General features: G+C 67.2%; 29 protein-coding genes. 9 read left to right on the top strand and 20 right to left on the bottom strand.

Annotated elements, in window-relative coordinates:
- From phnK to phnG, 5 genes are all read right to left on the bottom strand, one after another.
- Complete coding sequence (gene phnK, locus ACX12D_RS23800) at positions 1 to 789, bottom strand: phosphonate C-P lyase system protein PhnK (RefSeq protein WP_459375925.1); 789 nt, start codon at positions 787 to 789, stop codon at positions 1 to 3.
- Entirely contained in the window at positions 786 to 1,697 is a 912-nt protein-coding gene (locus ACX12D_RS23795) for an alpha-D-ribose 1-methylphosphonate 5-phosphate C-P-lyase PhnJ (RefSeq protein ID WP_459375924.1), read from the bottom strand. Before ACX12D_RS23795 ends, phnK begins: the two co-directional genes overlap by 4 nt.
- Positions 1,694 to 2,848: a carbon-phosphorus lyase complex subunit gene (locus ACX12D_RS23790; RefSeq protein WP_459375923.1), complete on the bottom strand. Its 1,155-nt coding sequence runs from the start codon at positions 2,846 to 2,848 to the stop codon at positions 1,694 to 1,696. Before ACX12D_RS23790 ends, ACX12D_RS23795 begins: the two co-directional genes overlap by 4 nt.
- 1 nt (position 2,849) lies before the next feature.
- Positions 2,850 to 3,428 (bottom strand): phosphonate C-P lyase system protein PhnH, encoded by a 579-nt coding sequence (gene phnH, locus ACX12D_RS23785; protein ID WP_459376507.1) that lies wholly within the window; start codon positions 3,426 to 3,428, stop codon positions 2,850 to 2,852.
- Positions 3,429 to 3,507: 79 nt separating this feature from the next.
- Complete coding sequence (phnG, locus tag ACX12D_RS23780; RefSeq protein WP_459375922.1) at positions 3,508 to 3,999, bottom strand: phosphonate C-P lyase system protein PhnG; 492 nt, start codon at positions 3,997 to 3,999, stop codon at positions 3,508 to 3,510.
- A 217-nt stretch (positions 4,000 to 4,216) separates the two neighbouring features.
- On the opposite strand from phnG, the gene phnF reads away from it, so the two are divergent.
- The 5 genes from phnF to ACX12D_RS23755 all read left to right on the top strand — a co-directional run bounded on the left by phnF (position 4,217) and on the right by ACX12D_RS23755 (position 7,956).
- On the top strand, positions 4,217 to 4,951 hold the full coding sequence (gene phnF, locus ACX12D_RS23775) for a phosphonate metabolism transcriptional regulator PhnF (RefSeq protein WP_459376506.1): 735 nt from the start codon (positions 4,217 to 4,219) through the stop codon (positions 4,949 to 4,951).
- A 93-nt stretch (positions 4,952 to 5,044) separates the two neighbouring features.
- A complete protein-coding gene (locus ACX12D_RS23770; protein ID WP_459375921.1) occupies positions 5,045 to 6,241 on the top strand; it encodes an alpha-D-ribose 1-methylphosphonate 5-triphosphate diphosphatase in 1,197 nt (398 codons plus the stop codon).
- Positions 6,242 to 6,276: 35 nt separating this feature from the next.
- Positions 6,277 to 7,038 (top strand): DUF1045 domain-containing protein, encoded by a 762-nt coding sequence (locus tag ACX12D_RS23765; protein WP_459375920.1) that lies wholly within the window; start codon positions 6,277 to 6,279, stop codon positions 7,036 to 7,038.
- 11 nt (positions 7,039 to 7,049) lie between these two features.
- Positions 7,050 to 7,685 carry a phosphonate metabolism protein/1,5-bisphosphokinase (PRPP-forming) PhnN gene (phnN, locus tag ACX12D_RS23760; protein WP_459376505.1) on the top strand — a complete coding sequence of 212 codons (636 nt, stop codon included), beginning with the start codon at positions 7,050 to 7,052 and terminating at the stop codon, positions 7,683 to 7,685.
- Positions 7,686 to 7,719: 34 nt separating this feature from the next.
- Positions 7,720 to 7,956 carry a hypothetical protein gene (locus tag ACX12D_RS23755; RefSeq protein ID WP_459375919.1) on the top strand — a complete coding sequence of 79 codons (237 nt, stop codon included), beginning with the start codon at positions 7,720 to 7,722 and terminating at the stop codon, positions 7,954 to 7,956.
- Positions 7,957 to 7,964: 8 nt separating this feature from the next.
- Here the strand turns inward: ACX12D_RS23755 and ACX12D_RS23750 are convergent, their stop codons facing one another.
- The 8 genes from ACX12D_RS23750 to ACX12D_RS23715 all read right to left on the bottom strand — a co-directional run bounded on the left by ACX12D_RS23750 (position 7,965) and on the right by ACX12D_RS23715 (position 13,592).
- A complete protein-coding gene (locus ACX12D_RS23750; protein WP_459375917.1) occupies positions 7,965 to 8,462 on the bottom strand; it encodes a GNAT family N-acetyltransferase in 498 nt (165 codons plus the stop codon).
- 43 nt (positions 8,463 to 8,505) lie between these two features.
- On the bottom strand, positions 8,506 to 9,042 hold the full coding sequence (locus ACX12D_RS23745) for a phosphonate degradation HD-domain oxygenase (RefSeq protein WP_459375916.1): 537 nt from the start codon (positions 9,040 to 9,042) through the stop codon (positions 8,506 to 8,508).
- 59 nt (positions 9,043 to 9,101) lie between these two features.
- Complete coding sequence (gene phnE / locus ACX12D_RS23740; protein ID WP_441635403.1) at positions 9,102 to 9,893, bottom strand: phosphonate ABC transporter, permease protein PhnE; 792 nt, start codon at positions 9,891 to 9,893, stop codon at positions 9,102 to 9,104.
- Positions 9,894 to 10,015: 122 nt separating this feature from the next.
- Positions 10,016 to 11,008, bottom strand: coding sequence for a phosphonate ABC transporter substrate-binding protein (gene phnD, locus ACX12D_RS23735; protein WP_441635405.1), 993 nt, complete (start codon positions 11,006 to 11,008; stop codon positions 10,016 to 10,018).
- Positions 11,009 to 11,077: 69 nt separating this feature from the next.
- On the bottom strand, positions 11,078 to 11,917 hold the full coding sequence (phnC, locus tag ACX12D_RS23730; RefSeq protein ID WP_459375915.1) for a phosphonate ABC transporter ATP-binding protein: 840 nt from the start codon (positions 11,915 to 11,917) through the stop codon (positions 11,078 to 11,080).
- Positions 11,918 to 12,211: 294 nt separating this feature from the next.
- On the bottom strand, positions 12,212 to 12,502 hold the full coding sequence (locus tag ACX12D_RS23725) for a type II toxin-antitoxin system RelE family toxin (RefSeq protein ID WP_459375914.1): 291 nt from the start codon (positions 12,500 to 12,502) through the stop codon (positions 12,212 to 12,214).
- Positions 12,492 to 12,746, bottom strand: a complete 255-nt coding sequence (locus tag ACX12D_RS23720; protein WP_459375913.1) for a type II toxin-antitoxin system Phd/YefM family antitoxin — start codon at positions 12,744 to 12,746, stop codon at positions 12,492 to 12,494. The genes ACX12D_RS23725 and ACX12D_RS23720 overlap by 11 nt, the downstream gene beginning before the upstream one ends.
- 195 nt (positions 12,747 to 12,941) lie before the next feature.
- Entirely contained in the window at positions 12,942 to 13,592 is a 651-nt protein-coding gene (locus ACX12D_RS23715) for a VTT domain-containing protein (RefSeq protein ID WP_459375912.1), read from the bottom strand.
- Between the two features lie 228 nt (positions 13,593 to 13,820).
- Here ACX12D_RS23715 and ACX12D_RS23710 point away from each other — a divergent pair, with 228 nt between their 5' ends.
- Positions 13,821 to 14,222 (top strand): OsmC family protein, encoded by a 402-nt coding sequence (locus ACX12D_RS23710; RefSeq protein ID WP_459375911.1) that lies wholly within the window; start codon positions 13,821 to 13,823, stop codon positions 14,220 to 14,222.
- A gap of 70 nt (positions 14,223 to 14,292) precedes the next feature.
- Here ACX12D_RS23710 and ACX12D_RS23705 read toward each other — a convergent pair whose 3' ends face one another.
- The 4 genes from ACX12D_RS23705 to ACX12D_RS23690 form a co-directional block, all read right to left on the bottom strand.
- Positions 14,293 to 15,525: a bifunctional alpha/beta hydrolase/OsmC family protein gene (locus tag ACX12D_RS23705; RefSeq protein ID WP_459375910.1), complete on the bottom strand. Its 1,233-nt coding sequence runs from the start codon at positions 15,523 to 15,525 to the stop codon at positions 14,293 to 14,295.
- Positions 15,526 to 15,708: 183 nt separating this feature from the next.
- Positions 15,709 to 16,881 carry an acyl-CoA dehydrogenase family protein gene (locus ACX12D_RS23700; RefSeq protein ID WP_459375909.1) on the bottom strand — a complete coding sequence of 391 codons (1,173 nt, stop codon included), beginning with the start codon at positions 16,879 to 16,881 and terminating at the stop codon, positions 15,709 to 15,711.
- 23 nt (positions 16,882 to 16,904) lie between these two features.
- Positions 16,905 to 19,061, bottom strand: coding sequence for an acetate--CoA ligase family protein (locus ACX12D_RS23695; RefSeq protein WP_459375908.1), 2,157 nt, complete (start codon positions 19,059 to 19,061; stop codon positions 16,905 to 16,907).
- A 48-nt stretch (positions 19,062 to 19,109) separates the two neighbouring features.
- On the bottom strand, positions 19,110 to 20,465 hold the full coding sequence (locus ACX12D_RS23690; RefSeq protein WP_441635425.1) for an MmgE/PrpD family protein: 1,356 nt from the start codon (positions 20,463 to 20,465) through the stop codon (positions 19,110 to 19,112).
- Positions 20,466 to 20,796: 331 nt separating this feature from the next.
- Between ACX12D_RS23690 and ACX12D_RS23685 the strand changes: the two genes are divergently transcribed.
- Both ACX12D_RS23685 and ACX12D_RS23680 read left to right on the top strand, forming a co-directional pair.
- Positions 20,797 to 21,708: a LysR family transcriptional regulator gene (locus tag ACX12D_RS23685; RefSeq protein WP_441635427.1), complete on the top strand. Its 912-nt coding sequence runs from the start codon at positions 20,797 to 20,799 to the stop codon at positions 21,706 to 21,708.
- A 159-nt stretch (positions 21,709 to 21,867) separates the two neighbouring features.
- The gene (locus tag ACX12D_RS23680) at positions 21,868 to 22,845 is read left to right on the top strand and encodes a Bug family tripartite tricarboxylate transporter substrate binding protein (protein WP_459375907.1); all 978 of its coding nucleotides are present in this window, start codon (positions 21,868 to 21,870) and stop codon (positions 22,843 to 22,845) included.
- Between the two features lie 22 nt (positions 22,846 to 22,867).
- On the opposite strand, the gene poxB is transcribed toward ACX12D_RS23680, so the two are convergent.
- Together poxB and ACX12D_RS23670 are read right to left on the bottom strand one after the other, a co-directional pair.
- Positions 22,868 to 24,595 carry a ubiquinone-dependent pyruvate dehydrogenase gene (poxB, locus tag ACX12D_RS23675; RefSeq protein WP_459375906.1) on the bottom strand — a complete coding sequence of 576 codons (1,728 nt, stop codon included), beginning with the start codon at positions 24,593 to 24,595 and terminating at the stop codon, positions 22,868 to 22,870.
- Between the two features lie 103 nt (positions 24,596 to 24,698).
- Positions 24,699 to 25,100, bottom strand: a complete 402-nt coding sequence (locus ACX12D_RS23670; protein WP_459375905.1) for a MerR family transcriptional regulator — start codon at positions 25,098 to 25,100, stop codon at positions 24,699 to 24,701.
- Positions 25,101 to 25,162: 62 nt separating this feature from the next.
- Here ACX12D_RS23670 and ACX12D_RS23665 point away from each other — a divergent pair, with 62 nt between their 5' ends.
- Entirely contained in the window at positions 25,163 to 25,396 is a 234-nt protein-coding gene (locus tag ACX12D_RS23665) for a GDCCVxC domain-containing (seleno)protein (protein ID WP_459375904.1), read from the top strand.
- Positions 25,397 to 25,669: 273 nt separating this feature from the next.
- Here ACX12D_RS23665 and ACX12D_RS23660 read toward each other — a convergent pair whose 3' ends face one another.
- Positions 25,670 to 26,587 (bottom strand): LysR family transcriptional regulator, encoded by a 918-nt coding sequence (locus tag ACX12D_RS23660; RefSeq protein ID WP_459375903.1) that lies wholly within the window; start codon positions 26,585 to 26,587, stop codon positions 25,670 to 25,672.
- Between the last annotated feature and the right edge of the window lie 15 nt (positions 26,588 to 26,602).

Below are 26,602 nucleotides of genomic sequence, written 5' to 3'. Positions count from 1 at the left end.
TCAGCCCTGCAGAATGGAAGACACCAGCAACTGGGTGTACGGGTGGTGCGGATCGTCGAGGATCTGGTCGGTCAGGCCGCTTTCCACCACGCGCCCGCCTTGCATCACCAGCGTGCGGTGCGCCAGCAGGCGCGCCACGGCGAGGTCGTGGGTGACGATGATGGCGGCAAGGCCAAGGTCCGCCACCAGCCGGCGCAGCAGGTCGAGCAGGCGGGCCTGCACGGAGACGTCGAGCGAGGCGGTGGGCTCGTCCATGAACACCAGGCGCGGATGCGTCACCAGGTTGCGGGCGATCTGCAAGCGCTGCTGCATGCCGCCGGAGAAGCTGGTCGGCGCATCGTCCAGGCGGCCCAGGTCGAGCTCCATCTTTTCCATCCACGTGCCGGCCACTTCGCGCAGCTCGCCATAGTGGCGCCCGCCTACCGCCATCAAGCGCTCGGCGATATTGGCGCCTGCGCTCACCCGCATGCGCAGGCCATCGCGCGCGTTCTGGCGCACGAAACCCCAGTCGGTGCGCGCCAGCAGGCGCAGCCGGGCGTCCGACAGCGTGGCAAGGTCAACCAGCCCTTGCTCGCGGGTGTCGTAGCAAACGCTGCCGGATTCCGGCGCGGCCTGCCAGGACACCGCCTGCAGCAAGGTGCTCTTGCCCGAGCCGGACTCGCCCACCACGCACAGCACTTCGCCGGGAAACAGATCGAAGCTGACATCGTGGCAGCCATGCACGCCGTCCCAGGTGCGGGTCAGGCCGCGCACCGACAACAGCGGCGGGTGCGGATCGGTGCGGCTCATGCTGCCTCCTTGCGTGCGTTGGCGGCCGTGCCGTTCGGCCCGGTCTCACCCTGCTCCTGGCGCGTGGCGCAGTACTCGGTATCGGAGCAGACGAACATGCGCCCGCCCGCGTCGTCGATGATGATTTCATCGAGATAGCTGTCGGTGGAGCCACATAGCTCGCAGCAGCCATCCCACGTCTCCACCGCGAACGGATGGTCGTCGAAGTCCAGGCTCTTCACGCTGGTGAAGGGCGGCACCGCATAGACCCGCTTCTCACGCCCCGCGCCGAACAGCATCAGCGCCGGGCTGTAGTCCAGCTTCGGGTTGTCGAACTTGGGGATGGGCGACGGCCGCATCATGTAGCGCTGGTTGACCATCACCGGGTAGTCGTAGGTGGTGGCAATGCGCCCATGGCGGGCGATGTCCTCGTACAGCTTGACATGCATCGCGCCGTATTCCGCCAGCGCGTGCATGGTGCGGGTCTCGGTCTCGCTCGGTTCCAGCCAGCGCAGCGGCTCCGGGATGGGCACCTGGAACACCATGATCTGCCCCTGGGCCAGCGGCGTTTCCGGAATCCGGTGGCGGGTCTGCACGATCGTGGCTTGTGCGGTGCGCTCGGTGGTCTGCACGCCGGTCACGCGGCCGAAGAAGCGGCGGATATTGATGGCGTTGGTGGTGTCGTCCGAGCCCTGGTCGATCACCTTGAGCACGTCGTCGCTGCCGATGATGGAGGCGGTGACCTGGATGCCGCCGGTGCCCCAGCCGTAGGGCAGCGGCATCTCGCGGCTGCCGAAGGGCACCTGGTAGCCGGGGATCGCCACCGCCTTGAGCAGCGCACGGCGCAGCATGCGCTTGGTGGATTCGTCCAGGTAGCCGAAGTTGTAGTGTTCGTCGCGCACGGCGGCGTTGGCATTGGTGTCGGTCATGATGCGATGGCCTCCTGCGCCAGCACTTGGGAGATGCCGGCAGCGTCCTGCCCGGGCGGCGTGGGCGCCGGAGACGGCACGCCCTGCCCGCGCTCGGCGCGCAGGCGGCGCAGCAGTTCGAGATTGGTCTGGAAATCCACGTAGTGCGGCAGCTTCAAGTGCTGCACAAAGCCAGAGGCCTCCACGTTGTCGCTGTGGTAGAGCATGAACTCCACGTCGTTGGCGGGCGCGTCGGCGGCTTCGCCCAGTTCGGCGGCGCGCATGGCGCGGTCGGCCAGCGCCATCGACATGGCCTTGCGCTCGCCATAGCCGAACACCAGCCCGTAGCCGCGCGTAAAGCTCGGCCCTTCCTGCGCGTTGCCGGCGAACTGGCTCACCATCTGGCATTCGGTGACCTCGATCTCGCCGATGGTCACGGCAAAGCCCAGTTCCTCCACGAACAGTTCCACTTCCACCTCGCCGTAGCGGATCTCTGCCGCGAACGGGTGCGAGTTGCCGTAGCCGCGCTGGGTCGAGTAGCCCATCGACAGCAGGAAGCCCTCATCGGCGCGGGCCAGGTTCTGCAAGCGCGCCGGACGGGCCGCGGGCAGCTCCAGCGGCTCGCGCGTGAGGTCGGGCGGCGCGGGATCGTGCTCGGGCACGGTCTCCGGCTCGATCAGCGATTCCTGGCGCAGCAGGTCCGTCACGCGTGGCATGCGCGCATCCAGCGTGGTTGCCGCAGCCGGCAGCGGCGCATTGTCGCGCTCGGCTTCCAGCGTGAAGTCGAGCAGGCGCTGGGTGTAATCGTAGGTCGGCCCCAGCACCTGCCCACCCGGCACGTCCTTGAAGGTGGACGAGATCCGGCGCTGCAGGCGCATGGCGCCGGTATCGAGCGCCACCGAATAGCCAAAGCGCGGCAATGTGGTGCGATAGGCGCGCAGCAGGAACACGGCTTCGATCAGGTCGCCCGCGGCCTGCTTGATGGCCAGCGCGGCCAGGTGCGGGTCGTACAGCGAGCCTTCGGCCATCACGCGCGACACGGCCAGCGGCATCTGCTCGCGCACCTGCGCCAGTGTCAGCTCCGGCACGCGGCGGTCGCCACGGCGGTAGTCGTCCAGCATGCGGTACGAGTTGAGGATGGCGCGCTCGCCCCCTTTGACGGCAACGTACATGTCAAGCCTCCGCTTGGGTGGTGCGCGGCAGCGCGCACAGGGCGCTGCTACTGGTCAGCAGCACGTCCACGCCGAGCGGGAAGCGCGCATGGTTTGCCTGCCACTGGGTCCAGAAATCGGCCGGCAAGCCTTGCACGGCCAGCGTGGCGTGGGTCTCGATGCCAGGGCCGCGCAGTGTGACCTCGGGGCCGCCGTTCAGCGAAGCCACCTCGATCAGCAACGTGGCGGAGCGGTCCGGGTACGCCGGATCGCCCAGGGCGCATGCGGCCAGATCGGGCGCGGCGTAACCGGCCGGCACCGCCACGAAGGCCGCCTGCTCTGGTTCGGCCACCAGCGGGCAGCCGCAATGGAAGCGCAGGAAGGCGCGCACGCCTTCGGGCGTCCCGGGCGGCAGCCACACCGGCGTATCGCTGTCGACCAGCGCGAGCAGCAGCGCGCTCAAGGCCGGGGACAGGCCCTGTGGCACGCCGCACGGCTCGGCCAGCTCGCCGATGCTGCCCGGGTGGGACATGGCGTCCAGCGCGGCTCGGAAGGTCCGCTGCGCCGATTGCACCGCATCGTCGAAGCCAGGCAGCACCATCGGCGCAAGCGCGCCGTGTCGCCCCGGGGGCACGTTGTCGTATCCCGCCGTCTGGGCGGCAATCGTTTGGCCTGGCATCTCAGTCCTCTCCACGCACCATGGTAAAAAACTCCACCTTTGTCTGCGCCGCCACGGCGGCCTTGTGTTCGCCTTGCGCCGTACGCGCCTGGGCCAGCGGCGCGACCACTTCGGCCTGCACGCGCGCATGCCAATCGGGCAACTGCAGCAACGCATCCAGCACGGCGATCTGCTCCGCCTGGGCGTGTGTACGGCCTTGCACGTAACCCACCCCGACCACGCCCGGCTCCAGCGTCACCGCACAGCGCGTCACGCTGACCTCGCCGAGGTTGAACTGGGCCCCCGTGCCACCGGCGCGCCCCCGCACCATGGCCATGCCGCTCTCCGGCTTGCGCAGCAAGCGGTAGGCCGGCAGCGCGCCGAGGCGGCCCACGGCCTGCGCCAGGGCATCCGGAGCGGCCAGAGCCAGCACGCGCAGCCAGGCCGCTCGGGCCGCTTGCTGCTGGGCCGCCGCCCCTGGCTGCGCGCCCGCGTCGGTATCGCTTCGATCCATTTCACATCCCCTATACGTCTATACGTTTAGATGTAGAATACCATCCATGGCCGAACTACAACACATCCAGATGAAGCTTTCATGACGCCCGGCAAGGCGCTTCGGCCCGCTTCGGCCTACTTCGGGCCCCGTGCACGGCATGGCCAGGTTGAGGCACAATCGCATCCTATTGAAGCACGCAAATGATTAACGCAGGATGACGAAAAGGCAGGACACGATGGTGGAACAGGAAGTCGAGCGGGGCTCGGGAGTTGCGGTATGGCGCCAGATCGGCGAGGCCCTTGCGCTCGACATCCGCAACAAGCTCTATGTCCCGGGCGAGCGCCTGCCGCCAGAGCCAGAGCTGGCCACGCGCTTTGCCGTCAACCGCCACACCATCCGCCGCGCCATGGGCGAGCTGGAGCAAAACGGGCTGGTGCGCATCGAGCAAGGCCGGGGCACCTTCGTGCAGGAACACGCGATCGACTACGCCATCGGGCGGCGCACGCGTTTTTCGCAAAACCTGGCCAGCCAGGGCATGCGTGGGCACAACGAGGTGCTGGAGTCGCAAACGCTGCGCGCCCCCGAGATCGCCAAGCACCTGGGCCTAGCGCGCAGCGCGCCCATCCTGCGCGTGCAGATGCTGGGCAAGGCTGAAGCCCGCACCATCGACGTGGCCGAGCATTATTTCGATGCCGCGCGCTTCCCCGGCATGGATGCCGAGCTGCGTGCGCGCCTGTCGATCTCCAAGGCGTTCGCCCATTACGGCATTACCGATTACACGCGCAAGTGGTCGCGCATCACCGCCGCCATGCCGACAGCGCCGGTGGCCCGCCAGCTCAACCAGCCCAAGACGCGGCCGATCCTGCAGGTGGAGGCGCTCAACGTCGACCTGAACGGCGCGCCGCTGCAATACAGCGTGACGCGCTTTGCCGGCGACTGGGTCCAGCTGACCGTAGCCGACCCGGACTAAAATGCGCAATCGCCCGCCGTTTGGAACGCACGCCCTACCGATCAAATTGGTCTAGACATCTGTTTGTCATTTGCCCGCGCTAAGGTCGCCAGCATGGATACCAATCACGCACCTCACCCCACCCTTGCCGGCCTGAGCGGCCGCCGCGTTCTCACCGCCAACGGCATTGCGCCCGCGGCCTTCGCGTTCCGCGACGGTTGCCTGGCCGGGCCGGCCAGCACGGCGGGGCCTGCCCTCGATGCGGGTGATCTGCTGGTGCTGCCCGGCATCGTGGACATTCACGGCGACGCCTTCGAGCGCGCCGTGATGCCGCGCCCCGGCGTGAGCTTTCCGTACACCAGCGCGCTGTTCGACGTGGACCGCCAGTTGCTCGCGCATGGCATCACCACCGAGCTGCACGGCGTGACGCTGTCGTGGGAAGGCGGCCTGCGCGGCGAGGCTTACGCCCAGCGCATGTTCGATGGCCTGGAGCGCATGCGCGGCACCCTTGGCGCGCAACACCATGTGCACCTGCGCTTCGAGGCACATCACCTGGCCGGGCTGGAAACCGCGCTGGCCTGGATCGATAGCGGCAAGGTGCGCTTCCTGGCCATCAACGACCACCTGCCGTTGATGGCCACCCGCCTCCACGACGCGCGCAAGCTGGCGCAGTACGCGGACCGCGCGGAGTGCGACCCGGTCATCTTCCGCCAGCGCCTGGAGCAAGCGGCCGCGCAGGCAAGCGAGGTGCCCGAAGGCGTGGCCCGGCTGATTGCCGCCGCCCGCGCCGCCGGCCTGCAAGTCGCCTCGCACGACGACGGCGACGCCGCCACCCGCCAGCGCTACCACCAGCAAGGCTGCACCGTGGCGGAATTCCCGCTCACCGTGGATGTGGCCCGCGCCGCCCACGCGCTGCGCAACCACGCCGTATTCGGCGCGCCCAACGTGATCCGCGGCGGCAGCCACACCGGTGCCCCGGATGCCACGGAGATGATCGCCGCCGGGCTGTGCAACGTGCTGGCCTCCGACTACTACTACCCGGCGCCCCTGCAAGCCGCGTTCCGCATAGCGCAGCTCGGCGTGCTGCCGTTGCCGGCCGCCTGGGACCTGGTCTCGCGCAACCCGGCGCGTGCCGCCGGCATGAACGACCGCGGCGCGCTCAGCCCCGGCCTGCGTGCCGACGCCATCATCGTCGACGACCGCGATCCCGCCCTGCCCCTCGTCTGCGCCGCCATTGTCGGCGGTGTGCTGCACCACGCCACGCGCGCCTTCCCGCTGGTGCAGGCGAGCGGCGAGCGGCGCGCGGCCTGACCCGCACGTCCAGGATGCCCAGGATGCCGAACCCGATGTCGAACAATCCATTGCCGCAGGCCTACCGGTACGCCATCTACCTCAATCCCGCCTTGCCCTTTCGGATGGTGGGCGAGCAATGGCTGGGCCGCAGCGCCGAGACAGGCGAGGCAATCGCGCGTCCCGCTGCGCACGATGCCCACCGCCTTGCCCAGATTGCCCGCTGGACTGAAGCACCGGCCTACTATGGCCTGCATGCCACGCTCAAGGCCCCGTTCCGGCTGGCGGACGGCCAGACGCCTGCCGGGCTGGACGCCGCCATGCGCGCCTTCGCGCTGGACCGCCAGCCCTTCGCGGTACCGCTAGCACTGCAAAACCTGCGGGGCTTCCTGGCTTGGTGCCTCGGTGGCGACGCCAGCGCCAATGCGCGCATGCACGCGCTGGCGGACGCAGCGGTGCGCGAGTTCGACAGCTTCCGCGCGCCGCCCACCCCTGCCGAACTGGCACGCCGCAAGCCGGGGCAACTGAGCGAGCCAGCCCGGCGCATGCTGGATGCCTGGGGCTACCCCTACGCGTTCGAGACGTTTATTTTCCATATCACGCTCACGGGGCTGCTCGACGAATCCGAACAGGACAGCGCTATCGCCATGCTGCAAGCCGCGAGCGGCCCGCTGCTGCAGCAGCCGATGACGGTAAGCGACGTCAGCCTGTTCGTGCAAAGCACGCCGGATGCGCCCTTCCTGGCCGCCCGCCACTATGGCTTTGACGGCAGCACCACCGATGCCGCCGGGGCGGCACTGCTGGAAGCCACGGCATGAGCGCCAAGGCCATGCACACCGCGGCACGGGCCGACATCGCCGCGCCCGGCGCCGAAGCCCCGGACGGCAGCGGCCTGGTTTACCTGATGGGCCCCTCCGGCAGCGGCAAGGACTCCCTGCTGCGCGTGATGCGCGACAAGTTGCAGGACGATGCCGGCGTACGCGTGGCGCAACGCTGCATCACCCGCGCCAGCAGTGCCGATGAAGACAGCGTGGCGATCACCCCCGCGGCGTTTGAGCACCGCGTGGCGCAAGGCGGCTTTGCGCTGCACTGGCGCAGCCACGGCTTGTGCTACGGCATCGGGACCGAGCTCGACGACTGGCTGGCACAAGGCCTGTGCGTGGTCGTGAACGGATCACGCGAGCACCTGGCCGCCGCCCACGCGCGCTATCCGGCCCTGCACGCCGTGCAGGTCAGCGTGCGCCTGCACGTGCTGGGGGAGCGCCTGCGGCTGCGCGGCCGCGAGGACGAGCAAGCCATCGTGCGGCGCCTGCAGCGCGCGGGCGAGCCGTTCGCCGTGCCGGCAGGGTGCCGGCTGACGGTGATCGACAACAGCGGCGCGCTGGAGGATGCGGCAAGCGCACTGATGCGGCTCACGCACGAGCGCACGCGCCAGCACCAGCACCAGAACCAACACCAGCCGTAGGGTCCCGTTCCGGGCCCGCCACCACGCCGGCATCATGCAGCCGGCCTACGGCGGCGCCATCCAGCCCCAGGACTTCATGCAGCACCTGGTCGGTATGCTGCCCGGCAGCGCGGCCGGCAAAAGTTGCCTCGCGCTCCGGGTGGCGTATCACGCGCTGGCCGAAACCGCCGTCACGCAACGCTTTCGCGAAGGTCTCGAGGCACCGGCGGAGAAGGCGCCCGTGGCCGGGCGGGAGGCGGTCAGGCGGAGTGGGGGCAAGCAGACGGGATAGCGCTCCAATCAGAGGTGCACAGCCACCACCGGCAGCCCGATGCTGAAACTGGTCCCATGCTCCGTAAACCCAAGCCGCCGGTAAAACTGATGCGCCTGCAGCCGGCGCGCGCTGGACGATAGCGCGAGCTTGGAGGCACCTGCCTCTTCGGCCAGCCGCATGGCGGCGTGCATCATGGCCGTGCCGACACCGGTGCCGCGCGCGGCGTGGGTCACCACCACGCTTTCCACGATGGCCTCGCTGCGGCCGTCGTGCGCCAGCACCGGGAACACCAGCAGGCAAAACGTGCCGAGCGCTTCGCCGGCGGCGCTGCGCATGAGGTAGCAGCGATAGTGCGGCATCGCCTTGAGCTGGGCGAACAGTGCACGCATGCGCTGCAATGGCAGCGGCGTCTCGTTGTCCATTTCGGAGAGCAAGGCGGCTACCTGCAGCAGTTCGGCATCGGTGCCGGTCACTTCGTGCAGGGTCGGGCCGCCGCCGGTGCGGCGTGCATCTGGCAGGTCCATGCGGATATCGGTTTCGAGTGAGATTGCGGAGGTGCGATGCGGGTCAGGGAGCACGCCGCAGGCAGCGCGCTACCATCGGCAGGTAGTACTCCAGCGGCGGCGTGGCAAGGCCGACGACCTTGGCGAGGTCGTCGTAGCGGCGCAGGCGCACGGCTGCCGGCCCATGGGGATGGGCGACGAAAGCCTCCGCCTGGGCCGCGTCAAAGGGGCCGCCCTGCAGTGCCAGGCTGTGTTGCGAGGCTGGCGACAGGATCGCCTGGTAGCCCGGCACGGTGGCGCACAGGTAGCGCTTGGCGGCCACATGCATGCGCACCGGCTCGGTCACCTCCAGCCCGAATCCGACCGCCAGCAGGTCGGCGCCGACTTCCTGGTGGCGCATATCGGTGGTGCTGTCCTCGGACATCACGAGGTGGCCGAGGTCGTGCAGCAGGCTGGCGACGATCAGCGGCTCGGGGTCGCCGGCCTGCTCGGCCAGTTGCGCGCACTGCAGCGCATGCTCGGTCTGGGTGATGGCCTCGCCGCCGTAGAAGGCGGTGCCGTGGCCGGAGAAGAGGATTTCGATGCGCCTGAGGATGGTCATGATGATTTGTGTGTGCGGGATGGTGTCGTGAGGCGGATTGAGGCGGCTTGGAGCCGCTGTCAAACCAGCGCCTTGCGGATCCGGGCGGACAACAAATCGATGAGCGTGACAAAGCCGACGATGATGATGATCACCGCGCAGGTCTCGGCATACTGGAAGCTGCGGATGATCTCCCACAGCACGGTGCCGATGCCGCCCGCGCCGACGATGCCAAGCACCGTGGCCGAGCGCACATTGGATTCGAAGCGGTACAGCGCATAGGAAATCCACAGCGGCAGCACCTGCGGGATCACGCCATAGACCACCTCTTCGAGTGCGTTGGCGCCGGTGGCGCGCACGCCTTCCACGGGGCGCGGGTCGATGGCCTCCACGGCTTCCGAGAACAGCTTGGCGAGCACGCCGGTGGTGTGCACCCACAGTGCGAGCACGCCGGCGAAGGGGCCCAGCCCCACCGCCACGATAAACAGCATGGCGAACACCATCTCATTGATGGCGCGGCAGGCATCCATCACGCGGCGCATCGGCTGGTAGACCCAGGCCGGCACGATGTTGGCGGAACACGCCAGGCCCAGCGGCACGGCAAACACGATGGACAGGAAGGTGCCCCAGATCGCGATCTGCACGGTCACCAGCATCTCGTCCAGGTAGATGCGCCAGTCACGGAAACTGGGCGGAAAGAAGTCGGCAGCGAATTTCGCCATGTTGCCCGAGTCCCTCCACAGGTCGAGCGGACGCATGTCGGCGCCCTGCCACGACATGACCAGCAAGGCGAGCACCACCGCCCAGACGAACATGACAGGCAGGCTGGCACGCGGCGGACGGACGGCACGAGGCGGAGTGGCTGGGATCATGGTGGGGTTGGCGGGAGGATGCATGAATACCTGGACGAAAGCGAAGGTGAGGCGGCGGTGTGCGGCCCGCCCCGGCTTCGGGGCGGGCCGCGCATCGTGCTTGACGATGGGCGATGGGCGCGTTACTGCGCGCTGGCGGCGATCTTGTCGAGCTCAGCCAGCTTGCTGCTCAGGTCGGCAAGGCGCTTTTCCTTGTCCGGCGCGGCCATCGTGGTGTCGGACTCGATCTTGGTCTTCTCGCGGGCCAGCTCGATCTGGCGGATCGGCACCAGCTGCTTGTCGTTGGACGCGCGGAAACCCTGGTAGGTCAGCTTGGCAAGGTTCTCTTTCTCGCGCGCGGCGTCGGCACCCTTGCCATAGTTCACGAAGAAGGTCTGTACCTTGGCCTTGACATCGGCCGGCAGGTCCTTGCGGTAGACCAGCGGATCCGCCGGGATCAGCGGCGACTTCCACAGCACGCGCACCTGGTCATAGGCGTTCTTGCCGGTGTTGATGCGGTAGCGCTCCATGTTCTCGGTGTTGTTGACCGCCACGTCGACCTGCTTGTTCAGCACCGACAGCAGGTTGGTTTCGTGGTTGCTCACGCGCACCGTCTTGAAGAAGGTCTTCGGCTCGATCTTGTGGGCGCCCCACAGGTAGTGGCCCGGCACGGCGGTGCCCGAGGTGGAGTTCGGATCGCCCGCGCCGTAGCTCAGCGACTTGCCTTGCTTGAGCACATCGTCCAGCGTCTTGAGGTTGCTGTCCTTGTTGACGATCAGGAGCGACCAGTAGCCGGGGTTGCCGTCCTTGTCGATCACCGAGGCGAACACCTCGCCGTTGGCGCGGTCCACCGCTTCGATGGCGGACTTGTTGCCGAACCAGGCAATCTGCACCTTGTTGAAGCGCATGGCTTCGATGATGCCGGCGTAGTCGGAGGCGAAGAACGGCTTGACCTGCACGCCCAGCTGCTTGCCCAGGTCATCGATCACCGGCTGCCAGGCGGACTTCAGGTTGGATGAGGTTTCCGTCGAGATGAAGCCCATATTGAGGACCTTGCCTTCCTGGGCAAAGGCGGGCAACGAGAGCGCGCCAGCGGCGCTCGTGACGATCAGGGCAAAAAGGGTTCTGCGCAGCATGAGGGAACTCCGAGGAAAAACCTTGTTGGGGGTGCTTGCGGGAAACATTGCGAAGAAATCCAGGGTCAGTCAGGCCGCCGCCAGTCCGCCGTGCAGCATGGCGGGCGCGGCAACCTCCAGCCCCGCGCCGTCGGGCAGCAGCTCGGCGGCTTCCGTGCCATACAGCTCGCGCAGCATGGCCGGGGTCAGCGCCGCAGACGGGCCGTCGTAGACCACCTTGCCGTGGCGCAGCGCGACCACGCGCGGGCAATAGCGCATCGCCACATCCACCTGGTGCAGCGACACCACCACCGCCACGCGGCGCGCTCGGTTGATCTGCGCCAGCAACTCCATCACACGCCGCGCGGATTCGGGATCCAGCGAAGCGATCGGCTCGTCGGCCAGGATCACCCGCGCGTTCTGCACCAGCGTGCGGGCAATGGCCGCACGCTGCTGCTGGCCGCCCGACAAGGTGGAGGCCCGCCGAAAGGCATAGTCGTCTATACCAACCTGGGCAAGTGCTTCGAGCCCTGCGTCGATCTCACCGACATGGAAGAAGCGGGTCAGGCTGCGCCACAGCGGCACGCGCGGCAGCATGCCGGTCAGCACGTTCGTGATCACCGGCAGGCGGCCCACCAGGTTGAACTGCTGGAATACAAAACCAATTTCTGCCCTTGCAGCGCGCACATCGCGCGCCAGCCGGCCGCCTTGCTGGATGGCCCGGCCATTGACCAGCACCTCGCCGGCGCTATCCGCATCGGCAGCGATAAACCCCGCCACATGGCGCAGCAACGTGGACTTGCCCGAGCCCGAGGCACCCAGCAGCGCCACCATTTCACCAGGGGCTACGGCAAGGCTCACGTTATCCAGCGCCTTGCGTCCCGCCTGGAACGACTTGGACAGGCCGCGCACTTCAATCGCATGCGTCATCCCACACTCCTTGCATCAACAGTGAGCGCATTCTGGGTGGCGCGGATGACAAAACGATGAAGGTTGGAGAGCAATCTCGAATTGAGAGGCGTGCATGGCCAGCCGCCTGCACCAAGTGGCCTTGAGCCTACCCCGCTGCCGGGCCGCCGGGCCGCAAAGGCTGCTGGGTATCCGCCTGGTGGTGCAGGTGTTGTTGCTGGTGTGCTTCTTGTGGAGCACCAGCCGGCAGGATGATGCAGTTGCTACGCGAGACGGGGACGGCGAACCATAGGCCGGGGCAAAACAAGGTGACCGCTATCGCCTCACACCAGCCCGGCGATAAGCCTCACTCCTGTCCCGTCGTCCAACAGCGAGCACCAGCACGGTGACGGTACGATCGTTCACCTCGTACACCAGTCGGTACCCGGCATCGCGCAGCTTGATCTTGTACACGTCCTTCATGTCCTTGCCGCTGAGCTTGGCAGACTGCACCCGGGGTTCGGCCAGACGTTTCTCGAACTGCTCTCGAAACTGATCCTTGATCGACGCATCGAGCTTCTTCCATTCCTTCAAGGCGTCTTCGTGAAAGGCAAGCTCATAACTCATCCAGCGGCACCTTTACGGCCTTCCCGCCGCGACGCTGCCGAACGATTTCTGCAAGCTCGATGTCCTCGAGCCTGTCCATGAGTGCTTCGAAAGCCTGGGCGGGAACCAGGTATGCGGCCGGGCGATTGTGATTGAGGACTGCTACGGGCTCGTTCCCGGCCTCCTCAATGATGGCACCGGGGTTACGGCGGAGGTCCGTGATGCTTACGGTCGCGGTAGCGTAGATGGCGCGTGTGACAGTCATATCTTTGGCTTGGCTGGTGTAGCGGGTTGCAATCGGACTGCATGGACAGGCTTGCAGCCCGTTTATTAGCCGGAATAAAGCACACAATTTAGCACAAAATATGGGTACTTTTTCTGTTATCGATCCGTCACTGGAAGCCGGGCGGCCCGAGACGTTCAATGTCCATGCTTGCGCGCCGTCGCAACCGCAAGCGACTCACCCCCGCGCCCCCTGCCTCCCCCTCACCGCCCGCCACGCACTCGCCACCGCCAGCGACCCCAGCCCGAGCGCAAGCCCAAGCAGGACGATGGCGCTCATGTGGTCGCGCACCAGCGGCACATTGCCGAAGAGAAAACCGCCGACCAGCAGCGACACCACCCACACCGTGGCGCCACCACTCGCGGCCAGCGTGAAGCGCGTCGCGGACATGGCGGACACGCCCGCGACGAAGGGGGCAAAGGTGCGCACCACGGCGACGAAGGGGGACAGCAGCAAAGTCAGGCTGCCGTGGCGCTGGTAGAAGTCATGCGTCCTGCGCAGCGCATCGCGGTTGATCCAGCGGTAGCCGCCGGTGAGCACACGGGACCCAATGGCTTTGCCGATGGCGTAGTTCAGCAGGCTGCCGGCCACCGCGGCGGCCAGCAGCACCGGCAGCAGGATCCATAGCTTGAGCGCGCCCGACGCGCAGAACGCGCCGCAGAGGAACAGCAGCGGGTCGCCAGGCAGGAAGAACAGCGGCAACAGTCCGATCTCGCAGAACACGATGGCAAACAAGATGCCGTAGACCAAGGTGCCGTATTGCGCGATGGCAGGGCCGAGATGCTGGTCGAAATGCAGCAGCAACGGCAAGACTTGCGATGCTTCCATGCGTGCCCCCGATCTTGAAGCGATGGCTACAGTGTAGGCGCGCCACGGCCGCCGGGCACCTCGGGTGGGTACGGTGCCCTGGCCGCTATGCCGATGACAAGCGGGAAATATGCCGAGAGGAGCCTTTCCCTCCGGCGCGCGCCCGCATAATATTGAGCACAACCCGCATAACCCGCACAATCCGCACAATCCATACAACCATCTGCACCAACAACCCCAGGAAATGCCATGTCAAATTCCCAAGCCACCGCCCGGATCGGCTCGGCCGATGCCAACTACCTGGTGCACCTGCAGGCCGGCAGCCACGCACTGGTCGGTGACGAGTCCGCCGGGCTGGGCGGCACGGACCAGGGCCCGCCGCCCTTTGCCTTCGTGCTGTCCGGTCTGGTGTCCTGCACCGCCATCACGCTGAAGATGTATATGCAGAGAAAACAGTGGCCCGTGGCCGATGTGGAAGTCACGGCAGTCTTCCAGGGCAAGGACGAGGCACGCTTCATCCGGCGCGAAGTCCGGCTTAGCGGCGTGGAACTGGGCGAGGCCGAGCGCGAGCGGCTCACGCAGATCTGCGAGCGCACGCCGGTGACGCTGTTCCTCAAGGGTGCATCGCGGATCGAGACAACCTTTCTCTGAGGAGGCCCAGGCAAAACCGGAAGGGACAGCCCGCAGGCCGCAGGCCACCGCTTCCGGTTCGTGCCGGCGCCTACGTGGCGGCAGTCTCCGCCAGATGGGTCCGCACCACCACCTCCGAATGCAGGGTCCGGTGGACCGGGCACTTGTCCGCGATCTCTAGCAGCGCCGTGCGCTGCGCCTCATCCAGCGGGCCGCGCATGGTGATCTCCCGCTCGATCCAGTCGATCTTGCCTTCGGTGGTGGAGCACTCCGCACAATCGGTCGCGTGGATCTTCTCGTGGCGCAGCGTCACCGCCACGTGTTCCAGTGGCCAGCCCTTGCGGTCCGCATACATGCGCATGGTCATGGCGGTGCAGGCGCCCAGTCCCGCCAGCAGCAGGTCGTAAGGCGCGGGCCCGCCGTTGAGCCCGCCGAACGAAACCGGCTCGTCGGCCAGCAGGTGGTGCGGCCCGGCGGTGATGCGCTGCTGGTACCTGCCGGCATGGCTTTCCTCCACCCGCACCAGCCCTTCCTCGGCCACCGCGGCCGGCACATCCAGGGCATCGATGTCGAGGTAGCGCTGGCTCCATGCCGCGATGGTGTTGGCCACGTAAACGGCATCGGCCTTGCGCGTGAGCAGGTGATCGGCGCGGTCGAGCGAGACGAAGCTCTTGGGATGCTTGGCGGCAATGAAGATCTGCGTGGCGTTATCGATGCCGACGGTGTCGTCCTGCGGCGCATGCATGACCAGCAGCGCCTTGCGCAGCTTGGCTACGCTATCGAGCAGCTTCTGCTCGGCCACGTCTTCGATGAACTGCCGCTTGATCTTGAACGGACGGCCGGCGAGCCGGACCTCGGCCTCTCCATCGGCCTCGATGCGCGCGGCCTGGTCGCCGAACAGGCCGACCACATGGCTCGGATCGCTAGGCGCGGCGATGGTGACGACCGCCTTGGCTTCAGGGATGCCGTGCGCGGCGCTGAGCACCGCCGCGCCGCCCAGGCTGTGGCCAATCAGCAAGGCCGGCGCCCGGTGATGCTGGCGCAGATAGTCCGCCGCGGCCAGCAGGTCGGCCACGTTGGACGAGAAATTGGTATTGGCGAAATCGCCGCCGCTGCCGCCAAGGCCGGTGAAATCAAAGCGCAGCACGGCGATGCCGTGTGCCGTCAGCGCCTGCGCGATACGCGTCGCCGCCAGCACGTCCTTGCCGCAAGTGAAGCAATGGGCGAACAAGGCAAAGGTGCGAACCGGGCCAACTGGCAAATCCAGCCGCGCGGAGAGTTGCTGACCATCACTTCCCGGGAACTGCAGGCGCTGGGCTTCCATGGGTATCCTCATGCTTGACGCGAACTGTATGAGGTTCCCACTCTAGCCAAGTTTGCCGCCGAGTGCTACTGGCGTCGCATGGCTGGCCGCGCACAACACGCAGGGGCGACGGCAAGCTTGCCGGCGCCCCGCTTTCCGCTGTACGCAAAAGCGCACCCGTGGCGAGCTTGCGCTGCTGGCGGATCAGGCTGCCTTTGGCGCAGCCGCCTTTTCCGGGCGCTGCGAGAAGGTCCGCTCGAACACCGCTTCGGCGATGCGGTTCTTGAGTATTTCAATGGAGCCGCCGGCGATCATCCAGCCCCGGCAGCGGCGCAGGCAATACTCCACCAGCGCCTCCTGGCTGTAGCCCATGCCGCCCATCACCTGCAGGGACTCGTTGGCCACGTCGAAGCCCGCCTGGTTGCAGAAGGCCTTGGCAATCGCGGTTTCTTCCGCCGAGGGAAAGCCGCTGTCCGCATTGGCAGCCGCCCTGTACAGCAGCAGCTGGCCGGCATCGAGCTTGATCTTCATCTCGGCGAACTTCCATTGCAGGCCCTGGAACTCGCACAGCAGGCGTCCGAACTGCTTGCGCTGCATGGCCCAGTCACGCGCCACCTGGTAGGCATAGCGCCCAAGCGCCAGCGAGCGCGCGGTGTTGCCCATGCGCTCGACATTGAAGCCGGCAATCTGTTTCTTGAAGCCCCCCTCGCCCAGCAGCACGTCGGAAGCCGGGATGCGCACGTCCTCGAAGTAGATCTGCGCCCATTCTTCGCCGGACATGAACCTGGAGCGCTGCCCGATGCGCACGCCCGGCAGCTTGGTATCGATCAGCGCGGAGCCGATGCCGCCCACGCCCGGGCCAAAGCGCACATAGGCCAGGATCACGTCGGCGTGCGGGCCGTGGGTGGTGAAGACCTTGGTGCCGTTGATCAGGAAATCGCCGCCGTCGGGCGTGGCCGTGGTGCGTAGCTCGGTCACGGCGGAGCCGGCCTCGGGCTCGGTCATGCCGACGGAGATCAGCGCCTCGCCGGCCAGCAGGCGGCGCAGCCATTTGTCCTTCTGCGCCGGCGAGCCGTACTCCGCCAGCACGCGGATGGCGCCAAAGTTGCCAGCCTGGATGACGTCGGCACTGCGCGGGCAGACCGAGGCAACAGCCTGGATGGCGATGATGGCGTCCATCAGGCTGCCACCCTGGCCACCGTCGGCCTCGGCAATGGTGATGCCCAGCAGGCCCTGCTCGCTCATCTTGCGGGCCACATCCCACGGGTAGTCGTCGGTATGGGCACGGGCGACGGAGCCGGCGCGCAGCTCGTGCTCGGCAAAGCGCGTCACGGCGCGTTCGAATTCGGCCTGCTCCTGGGTCAGCTTGAAATCCATGATGGTTGTCTCCTGTGCTATGTTCAGTTCGGTTCAGTTCGGTTTTGTTCAGCTTTGCTCAGGTTTTGCTCAGCCAGCCGGACCACGCAGTCCACGCCGACCACGCCATCGGCGCGCACGAACAGCGGATTGATCTCCGCCTCCAGCACGCGCACGCCCTCAAAGGCCGACAGCCGGGAAAAGCGCACGATGGCATCGGCGAGTGCCCCGACGTCCCCGCGCGGCAGCCCGCGGAAGCCGCGGATCAGCGCGGTGCTGCGCACTTCGCCGATCATCTCCATGGCATCGTCGCGCGTCACCGGCGCCGGGCGCAGGCTGACGTCCGGACGTAGCTCGGCCGCGATGCCGCCCGCACTCAGGACGACGATGGGCCCCACCAGCGGATCGTCCCGGTAGCCAAGCATCAGCTCCAGCAACTTGTCCTCCATGCGCTGCACCAGGATGCCGTCGAGCCGGGCCTGCGGCGCAGCGCGGCCGACATCCGCCAGGATCCCCGCCATGGCGCGCTGCAATTCCTGCGTGTCGCGCACGCCGACGCGTACGCCGCCCACGTCCGTCTTGTGCAGGATGTCACGCGAGCAGATCTTGGCCACCACCGGATAGGGAATCTTGTGCCTGCACTCGCCCACCGGCATCAGCGCCAGGGGCGCGACCGGCACGCCCAGCGCCGCGAATGCGCCGGCCGCCTCGTACTCCGAAAGGTTGCCCGCCACGGGCAAGCCCGCCGGCCAGCTGAGCGGCGCGATGGCCTCGTCAGCCTCGGGGTGCGCCCGCGCGGCCTTGAACAACTGCGCCAGCGCGTCCGCGCAGGCCTCCGGCGTGCGAAAGGCCGGGATGCCCGCTGCCTGCAGCACCTGCAGCGACGCACCCGCCTCCGGCGCGAGGAACGCGATCAGCGGCTTGTGCCCGGCCCCGGCGGCTTCCACCATGGGCCGTACGGCAAGCTCCGGGTGAAACTGTGCGGATGAGCCCGCCACGCACAGCACGGCGTCGCACCAGTCGCTCAGCAGCAGTTGCTCGACCAGGTCCTTGTACTGTGCGCTGGTCGCCGCCAGCGTCAGGTCGATGATGGGCGTCTGGCGGATACGCACGCCGCGCCCGGCCATGTGCGCCACGAAGGCATCCGGCGGCGCCACGGCGTCGATCTGAGACAGGCCCAGGCGATCCACCACGGTGGCCGCGCCGCCCCCCGTGGTGGTCACCACCGCCACGCGGGGATTGCGCTGGAGCGCGGGCACCCACTGGCCATAACGCAGGGCCAGCGGCGCCGCTTCGAACAGCGTCTCGAGCATCTCCACGCGCATCACGCCGTACTTGCGCAGGAAGGCATCCACGGCGGCGTCGTTGCCGGCCAGTGCGCCGGTGTGGGACTGGGCCAGCGCCTCGCCCTGCGCAGAGCGGCCGAGCTTGTAAGCGATGACCGGCTTGCCGGCCTGCCGCGCGCGCCGCAGCGCCGGCCCGAGCACGGCGGCGTCCCGGATCGTCTCCAGGAACAGCAGGATGACCTTGGTGGCGTCATCGTCCACCAGCAGGTCGACCAGCTCGCCCACGCCGATGTCGCTCTCGTTGCCGACCGACACCAGCTTGGCAAAGCCCAGCCCGCGCGCGGCGCCTCGCGACAGCAGCGCGCCCAGCATCGATCCGCTTTGCGAGATCACGCTGATGCTGCCGGCGTGCAGCTCGTCCATCTCCAGCACGGCATTGACGGACAGCACCGCGCCGGACGCCACATTGACCACGCCGATGCTGTTCGGCCCGATCAGGCGCACGCCCAGCGCCCGGGCCTTGCGCACCAGCGCCTGCTGCGCGGCCATGCCGGCCTCGCCCACTTCGGCGAAGCCGTCCGAGAAGACCGTCGCCACCTGCACGCCCTTGGCCGCGCATTGCTCCAGCGCGGCTTCCACGTGCTTGCCCGGCACCATGACAAAGGCATGCTCCACCGGCCCCGGCAAGGCCGCCAGGCTGGGATAGGCCTTCTCGCCCAGCACTTCGGCGCGCGTGGCGTTGATCGGGTAGATGGTGCCCCGGTAGCCGTGCTTGCGCATGAAGCGCATGGGCCGGGCGGTGTTCTTGGTGATATCGCTGGACGCGCCCACCAACGCCACCGTGTCCGGCGAGAACAGCGCCTTGGCCAGGCTGGCGGACTTTGCCGGGGCGCTTTGTGGGTCCATTTCAGCCATGGTTGTCTCTGTTGTCTCTGTTGTCTCTGCAGTCATCGCGTTCATGCTTCACGCCGCGCCGAGGCCGGCGAGCCGCAGCCCGCGTACGCTGCCGGTGTCCAGTTGCCACAGGGCAGCCAGCAAGCCCTTGGCGGTGCCGCTGCCGATCACCGGCGCGGCCAGCTCCATGAACTTGTCGTTTAGCGTGGCATCGTCCAGCGGGGATTCGGGATCGCCCTTGCGGTAAGGGGCAAACAGCGCATGGCGCGCGCCGCTCTTGCACAGGATCTCAACGCGCGCCGCGCGCTGGCGCGGGAATGCCGCTGTCAGTTCCGGGTCCGCATGCAGGGTGACGCGCTTCATCAGTTGCCGGATCTGCGGGTCGCGCAGGCGCTCGTCGGAGAAGGCATCGAGCCGCACTGCCCCGCGCAGGATGCCATGCGAAACCACATAGGGCAGGCTGAAGCGCGCTTCGAACGCGGTAACGGGATTGGCGTTGCCGGTCACGTCGATGGTGGCCTGGTATGCCCACACGGTGACCGCCTCGATATCGGCGCCATCGATGCCGTGCTCGCGCACCAGTTCGATCGCCGCGTCGATGGCGGCGAAGGTATGGCCGCAGCAGCCGTGGTTCTTCTGCGTGATGCTCAGGATGTTGTAGGTGGTGCCCAGCCCCTGCCCCACGCTCGACCAGTCGGGGCTGCCACACAGCGCCGCGCCGAAGCCGGCTGCGCCTTCCAGGATGTCGTGCACGCCATTGACGCCCACGGCAGCGCCCTGCGCCGCCTGCACGCCCACCATGGCGGCGTGCCCGGCGTGCAGCGCCTTGGTCATCGCATCCGAGCGGAAGGCCTGCTGCAAACCCGAGGCAAAGGTGGCGGAAGTCGCCAGCGCATCCGCGGCCACGCGTGCGTCTCCCGGCGCCAGCAGCAAGGCGCTGGCCGCCGCGCTGCCGAAGCAGCCCACGGTGCCGGTGGTATGGAAATAGCGATAGTGCGCGGGCTGGATTGCTGCGCCGATGCGGGTGGAGACCTCGTAGCCTGCCACCACCGCCCGCAGGAAGGCCTCGCCTGTGGCATCCCGGGCTTCGGCCAGCGCCAGCGCGGCGGAGATGGTCGGGCAGCCGGGATGGTAGACCGCGTCCCGGAAGATATCGTCGAACTCGGCGGCATGCGATGCGCTGCCGTTGATCCACGCGGCCGTGGCCGGGAACGCCGTCGTGCCATGGCCGATCACGGTGGCCGCGCCCACGCCCAGCTCGTCGCGATGCGCCTCGACGAGGTTGGTCCCCGGCGACATGCGCGTGCCGGGAAACAGCGCGGAAAACCAGTCGATCACGGCGCGCTTGCCATCATGGAGAACCTCGGGCGACAGTGCGCGCCGCCCTTGCGCGCCGACGTATTCGGCCAGTTCATCGATCACCATGCAGTGCTCCTCGTCATTGTTTGTCTCAAAGGCGGCTTGATGGCGCATTGCCTGCCGCCTTGACCCCGATGTTAAGGATCGCCTGCCGGGGAGCTTTGAAATTTGGTGAAGGCTCCCGAGCACGGTGGCGAAATGGCATGCGCCGGGGCCCCGCAAGCCTGGCTGCCGGCGCATTTGGCGAGCGACCTGCCGCGCCCGGGAAAATCCGGTTTGACGTTGGCGGCGAGCCTGCATAGCATGGCAGGCCATCCCTGGCACCTTCGTACGCCACGCCCGCCGCTACACAGACGCACGCAGACGCACATAGACTCACCTAGCCGCAGACACCCGCATGGATATCGCCTCCCTGGAAGTTCTCATCGCCGCCGTCGAGGAAAAAAGCCTTTCCCGCGCAGCCGAACGCCAACACCTCGTCACCTCGGCAGCCAGCAAACGCATCTCCGAGCTGGAGCGCCAGGTCGGCACCGCGCTGCTGGTGCGCCACGGCCGCGGCGTGGAGCCCACGCCGGCCGGCGCCATGCTCTACCAGCATGCCAGGGCCATCGTGCGCAGCATCAAGCTGGCCGAAGAGGCGCTCATCACCTATTCGATGGACGGCATCGCCAAGATCCGCCTGGCGGCAAACCGGTCCACCATCCTCCAGTTCCTGCCCACCGACATCAGCGGCTTCCTGCACAGCGCGCCGGACAGCCGCATCGACCTGATCGAATCGTTCAGCTTCGACATTCCGCGCATGGTCTCCAACGGCGACGCCGACATCGGCATCTATCACGCCGAAGCGCCCAGCCCCGGCGTGTTCTCCCTGCCCTACCGCTCGGACCGGGTGGGACTGGTGGTGCCGCGCGGCCACCCGCTGGAAGCCAAGGGCTCGCTGCAACTGGAAGAAGCGCTGGATTACGACTTCCTCGGCTATTTCCCGCGCCATACCTTCGATGCCTTCCTGCAACTGGCGAACAGCACCATCTCGCGGCCGCTGACGGTGAAGACGCAGGTGTCGAACTTCGAGGCGCGCTGCCGCATGGTGCGCGAGGGGCTGGGCATTGCCGTGGTGCCGGAGGGCATCGCCAAGAACTACCTGTCGATGATGGGGCTGAGCCTGCTGACGCTGACCGATGCGTGGGCCACGCGCAACTTCTATGTTTGCGTGCGCGACCGGCAATCGCTGCCGGCCGGGACGGCCAAGCTGCTGGACTACCTGGGCCAGTGCGCGACCATGGAGCGGCATTTCCAGCGCTCGCGCTAAGCCAGGTGGCGGCGCGCTAAAGGCCCGCGCCATCATCATGAAAGAAAGCAGCGTTTCTATTTGATCAACGCTGGACGAGACCAGCTTCGTACCATGTCCCTGGTGGCCCGCGCCAAAGTAGCGCGGGCCGAAACCACCTCTATTCTCGTGGAGAGAGACATGACCCTGCCACAGCGGCTAGCCGCCGCCGCGCTGCTTTCGCTTGCCATCGCCGGTGCCGGCACCGGCGCCAATGCCGAAACCTATCCCGGCAAACCTATCCGTATCGTGGTGTCGTTCTCCGCGGGTGGCACCACCGATATCCTCGCCCGCGAAGTCGGCAACCAGCTCGGCCAGAGCCTGGGGCAGACGGTGATCGTCGAGAACCGGCCGGGGGCGGGCGGCAACATCGGCACGGAGTTCGTCGCCAAGAGCGCGCCGGACGGCTATACGCTGCTGGCCACGTCGGTGGGCCCGGTCGCCATCAATCCCACGCTGTACCCCAACCTCAAGGTCAACCCGCAAACCGCGCTGGCCGCAGTCGCCCCGATCGCCGACGTGCCTAACGTGCTGGTGGTGCATCCCAGCGTGCCCGCCAGCGACGTCGCCCAGTTGGTGGCCTATGCCAAGGCAAATCCCGGCAAGCTGAACTTTGCTTCCACGGGTGTTGGCACCGCGGCGCATCTGTCCGGCGCGCTGCTCAACGAGCGCACCGGCGCCAACGCCGTGCATGTGCCCTACAAGGGCGCCGATGCCCTGAACGACCTGCTGGCCGGGCGCGTGCAGTTCATGTTCGCCACCATCCCGTCGGTGATGAGCCATATCCGCGCGGGGCAACTGCGCCCGCTGGCAGTCACCAGCGCCAAGCGCGCCGAAGCGCTGCCCGAGACGCCGACCATGGCCGAGGCCGGCGTGAAAAACCTGGTAACCGGCGCGTGGTTTGGCCTGTTTGCCCCCAAGGGCACGCCGCCCGATGTGATCGCCAAGCTGAACAAGGCCGTGGCCAACGCCGTGAATAGCCCCGATATCCGCAAGAAGTTCACCATGCAAGGCGCGGAACCGATGCAATACACACCGGATGCATTCGGCAAGTTCGTGGCGGCCGAGTACCAGGCCTGGCAGCCGATCGTCAAGGCGAGCGGCGCGCGGATCGACTAGCTGCAGGCCTCAGGGACCAGCGTTATCGCCACAGGTTCGTCCTGGCCAGGTCCACCACCTCTGCGCCGCGCCCGTCGATGATCGCCCGCAGCAGGTAAAGGCTGAAGCCCTTGGCCTCCTTGGTGGTGATGGTGGGCGGCATTGCCAGCTCCAGCCGGTTGGTCTTCACGTCGACGACCACCGGCCCGGGCCGGGAGAAGGCTTCCTGCAACGCCGGCCCGACCAGCCCCGGATCCTCCACGCGAATCCCCGCAATGCCGGCGGCCATCGCGATCGCGGCAAAGTCGGTATCCACCATATCGGTATAGGTATCGAGGAACCCCGATGCCTTCATTTCCATGGCGACAAAGCCAAGGTTGCCGTTGTTGAAGATCACCACCTTGACCGGCAGCTTGTGCTGACGCAGCGTGAGCAGGTCGCCAAGCAGCATCGAGAAGCCGCCGTCGCCGCACATGGCCACCACCTGCCGCTGTGGAAACAACGACTGCGCGCCGATGGCCTGCGGCAAGGCGTTGGCCATGGAGCCATGGTTAAGCGAGCCGATCAGCCGCCGCTTGCCGTTCATGGCCAGATAGCGTGCCGCCCAGACCGTGGGCGTGCCCACGTCGAACGTGAAGATCGCATCCTGCGCCGCGCTTTCGCTGATGCCGCGTGCCAGGTACTGCGGATGGATCAGCCCGCTGCCCGGCTCGCCGGTGGCGAGGTCGTCCAGCGCCATGCGCGCCTTGCGGTAGTGATCGCGCGCGCGGTCCAGGTAGGCGCGATCGCTCTTTTGCTGCAGCAGCGGCAGTAGCCCCCTGATGGTTTCCTTGACCGATCCGACCACGCCATGGGTCAACGCGCAACGCCGGCCGAGGTTCTCCGCCCGTATGTCCACCTGGATGATCTTCGCCTTGGTGGGATAGAACTGCCGGTATGGAAAATCCGTGCCCAGCATCAGCAGCGTGTCGCACTCCAGCATGGCGTAGTAGCCCGAGGAAAAGCCGATCAGCCCGGTCATGCCCACGTCATACGGATTGCCGTACTCGACGAACTCCTTGCCGCCCAGCGCATGCACCACCGGCGCGTTCAACTGCTGGGCGAGCGCGACGATTTCCGCATGCGCACCCTCGCAGCCGCGGCCGCACAGCAGCGTCACGCGGGCTGCCGCATCCAGAAGCCGCGCCGTCACTGCCAGTTCCTCCGCTGGCGGCACTGCGGCCGGGGCCTCCGGCAAGGCAATCTCTTGCGGCGCCACGGCGCTGATCTCCATCAGCGCGATATCGCCCGGCACCACGATCACCGCCACCCCGCGCTGCCCCAGGGCGGCCCGCATGGCCGACTGCATGATGCGCGGCAGGTCGTCCGGGTTGCTCACCATTTCGCAATAGTGGCTGCAACCCCGGAACAGCTCCTGCGGCCGGGTCTCCTGGAAGTACCCTGACCCGATCTCCGTGCTGGGAATATGTGCGGCGATGGCCAGCACCGGCACGCGGCTGCGATGCGCATCGAACAAGCCATTGATCAGGTGCAGGTTGCCCGGGCCGCAACTGCCGGCGCAAACCGCCAGCTTGCCGCTCAGGTGCGCCTCGGCGCCCGCGGCGAACGCCGCGACTTCCTCGTGCCGCACGTGGATCCAGTCGATGGTGTTCCTGCGGCGCAGCGAGTCCGTCAGGCCGTTGAGCGAATCGCCGACAAGCCCGTAGATGCGCTGCACGCCGGCCACCGTCAGGATGTCGGCCATCATGTCTGCCACTGTCATTCCAGCCATCGGTTTTCTCCTGGCGGGATTGGGGCGGGATTGGGGCGTCATGCCGGCGCCGTGCAAGAACTATGGAATATGGAAGATAGAGGCCGCGTGGGGAGCTGGACGGCTAACTGGACGCGCACAATGTGTCAATCAAGGGGCACGAGCCGGTGCCGCCATTGGCGTGGCATTGCCCGATCAGCCTGTGCAGGTCGGTGCGCAGCGCCTGCAACTCCCGCAGGCGCGCTTCCACCGCCTGGAGCTTGCGCTCGGCCAGCGCGCGCGCGGTCCCGCACGTGCTACCGTCATTGCGTTGCAGCAAGGCACGGATTTCATCCAGCGTGAATCCAAGCGCCTGTGCTCTGCGGATGAAGATCAGCCTTTGCAGGCTTTCACGTGGATATTGCCGGATGGCGCCAGGCGCTCGCTCGGGTACCGGCAAGAGGCCGCACCTGTGGTAGTAACGCACCGTTTCCACGCCCACGCTGGCCGCCTTGGCCACCTGCCCGATCGTCAGTGCCGATTCCATCGCTTGACTCCGTACCTGAGTACGCACCTAGACTACGTGCAAGCCGGCCTTAAGGGAAGGGGATGGGCAAAGTCCTGCTGCACTCGATCATCACCTGTCCACATTGCGGACACCGGAGCGCCGAGAACATGCCCACCGACGCGTGCCTGTGGTCCTACACATGCGGGCACTGCAACGCCGTGCTGAAACCCAAGGCCGGGGACTGCTGCGTATTCTGCTCCTATGGCGATACCCGCTGCCCGCCGCGCCAGCAAGAACCTGGCGAGCGCAAGCGATGCGCCGCGCCTGCTCCCTGACACCTCATCGTCCCCTCGCGCCATGCTATGTCCAAGCTGCAGGAAATCTGACTTGTCAGCGACAACGCTGCAGATAGACGGGCCCGAGGTGGGCGCGTCCATCCTCCTGACCGTGCTCAGGTGCCCCGCGTGCACCGAAGGGGTCATTGGGGAAAACGAGCTTCAACGGATATTGCGCAAAGCCCGCGATCCGACCGGGAGCAGCCAGCCCGGTTCTGCCTTGCGGCCGCGGGGGTCCGGCGCCGGCCACTGACCCTGGCACGGGCCCGCAGCTCACATCCGCGCGCTCTGCCTGCCCTTGAGCGCACTGCGCAGGTAGTCTGCCAGCGCCACCACGGTGCCCGGGGTGGCGGGCTCGCGCTTCCATACCAGCCCCACGTCCATCGACGGCACCTTGTCGGCAATCCCGCGCCGCACGATGCGCTGCCCCTCCAGCGACCATGGCCGGTAAACCAGGTCGGACAGGATGGCAACGCCGCGCCCGGCCGCCACCAGGCTGCGGACCGCCTCGATCGAGCAGCTCTGGTAGCGGACCTGGGGTGCCAGCCCATATTGCCCCCAGTACTTGCCGACCGTGGCAATGTGCTCGTCCATGTCGAGCAGGATGTAGTCATGCCGCGCCACGTCCGCCAGGCCGATGCGGTCCGCCATCATCAGCGGATGCTCGGGATGGCCCCATAGCTGCCTTGGCGAGCGCAGCAGCGTTTCGCAAGTGACATGGTCAAGCCCGGGCAGGTTCGAAACCAGCAGCAAGGCAATATCGATCTCGCCCCGCAGGATGCCCCGCTCGATGTCATGCCGTTCCCGCTCCAGCAACTCAAGCCGGAGCCTGGGAAACTTTCTCTCGATGGACGCCAGCAAACCGGGCAGCACATAGGCCGTGATGGTTTCGGTCACGCCCAGGCGCACCGTGCCCGCGATGTCTACCGGCGCCACGCTGACGGCTTCCACCGCGTCCAGCACGGCGTCCTCGATCTGCTGGGCATGCCGCAGGAAACGCGTACCGGCTTCGGTAAGGCGCACGCCGCTGGCGTGCCGGGTGAACAACTGCGTGCCCACCGCTTCCTCCAGGCTCTTCAGGGAGGCCGTCATGGACGACTGCGATACGTGGCAACGAAGCGCCGCACGCGACACCTGCCCCGTTTCGGCGATGGCCGCGAAATGCTGCAGTTGCTTTAGCGTTGGAAGCATCGATTTTTCCGATAT

The organism is Cupriavidus sp. PET2-C1 (genome assembly GCF_054515855.1).
The sequence above is the reverse complement of the archived record's forward strand: the minus strand, read 5'-3'. Positions and strand labels throughout refer to the sequence as shown.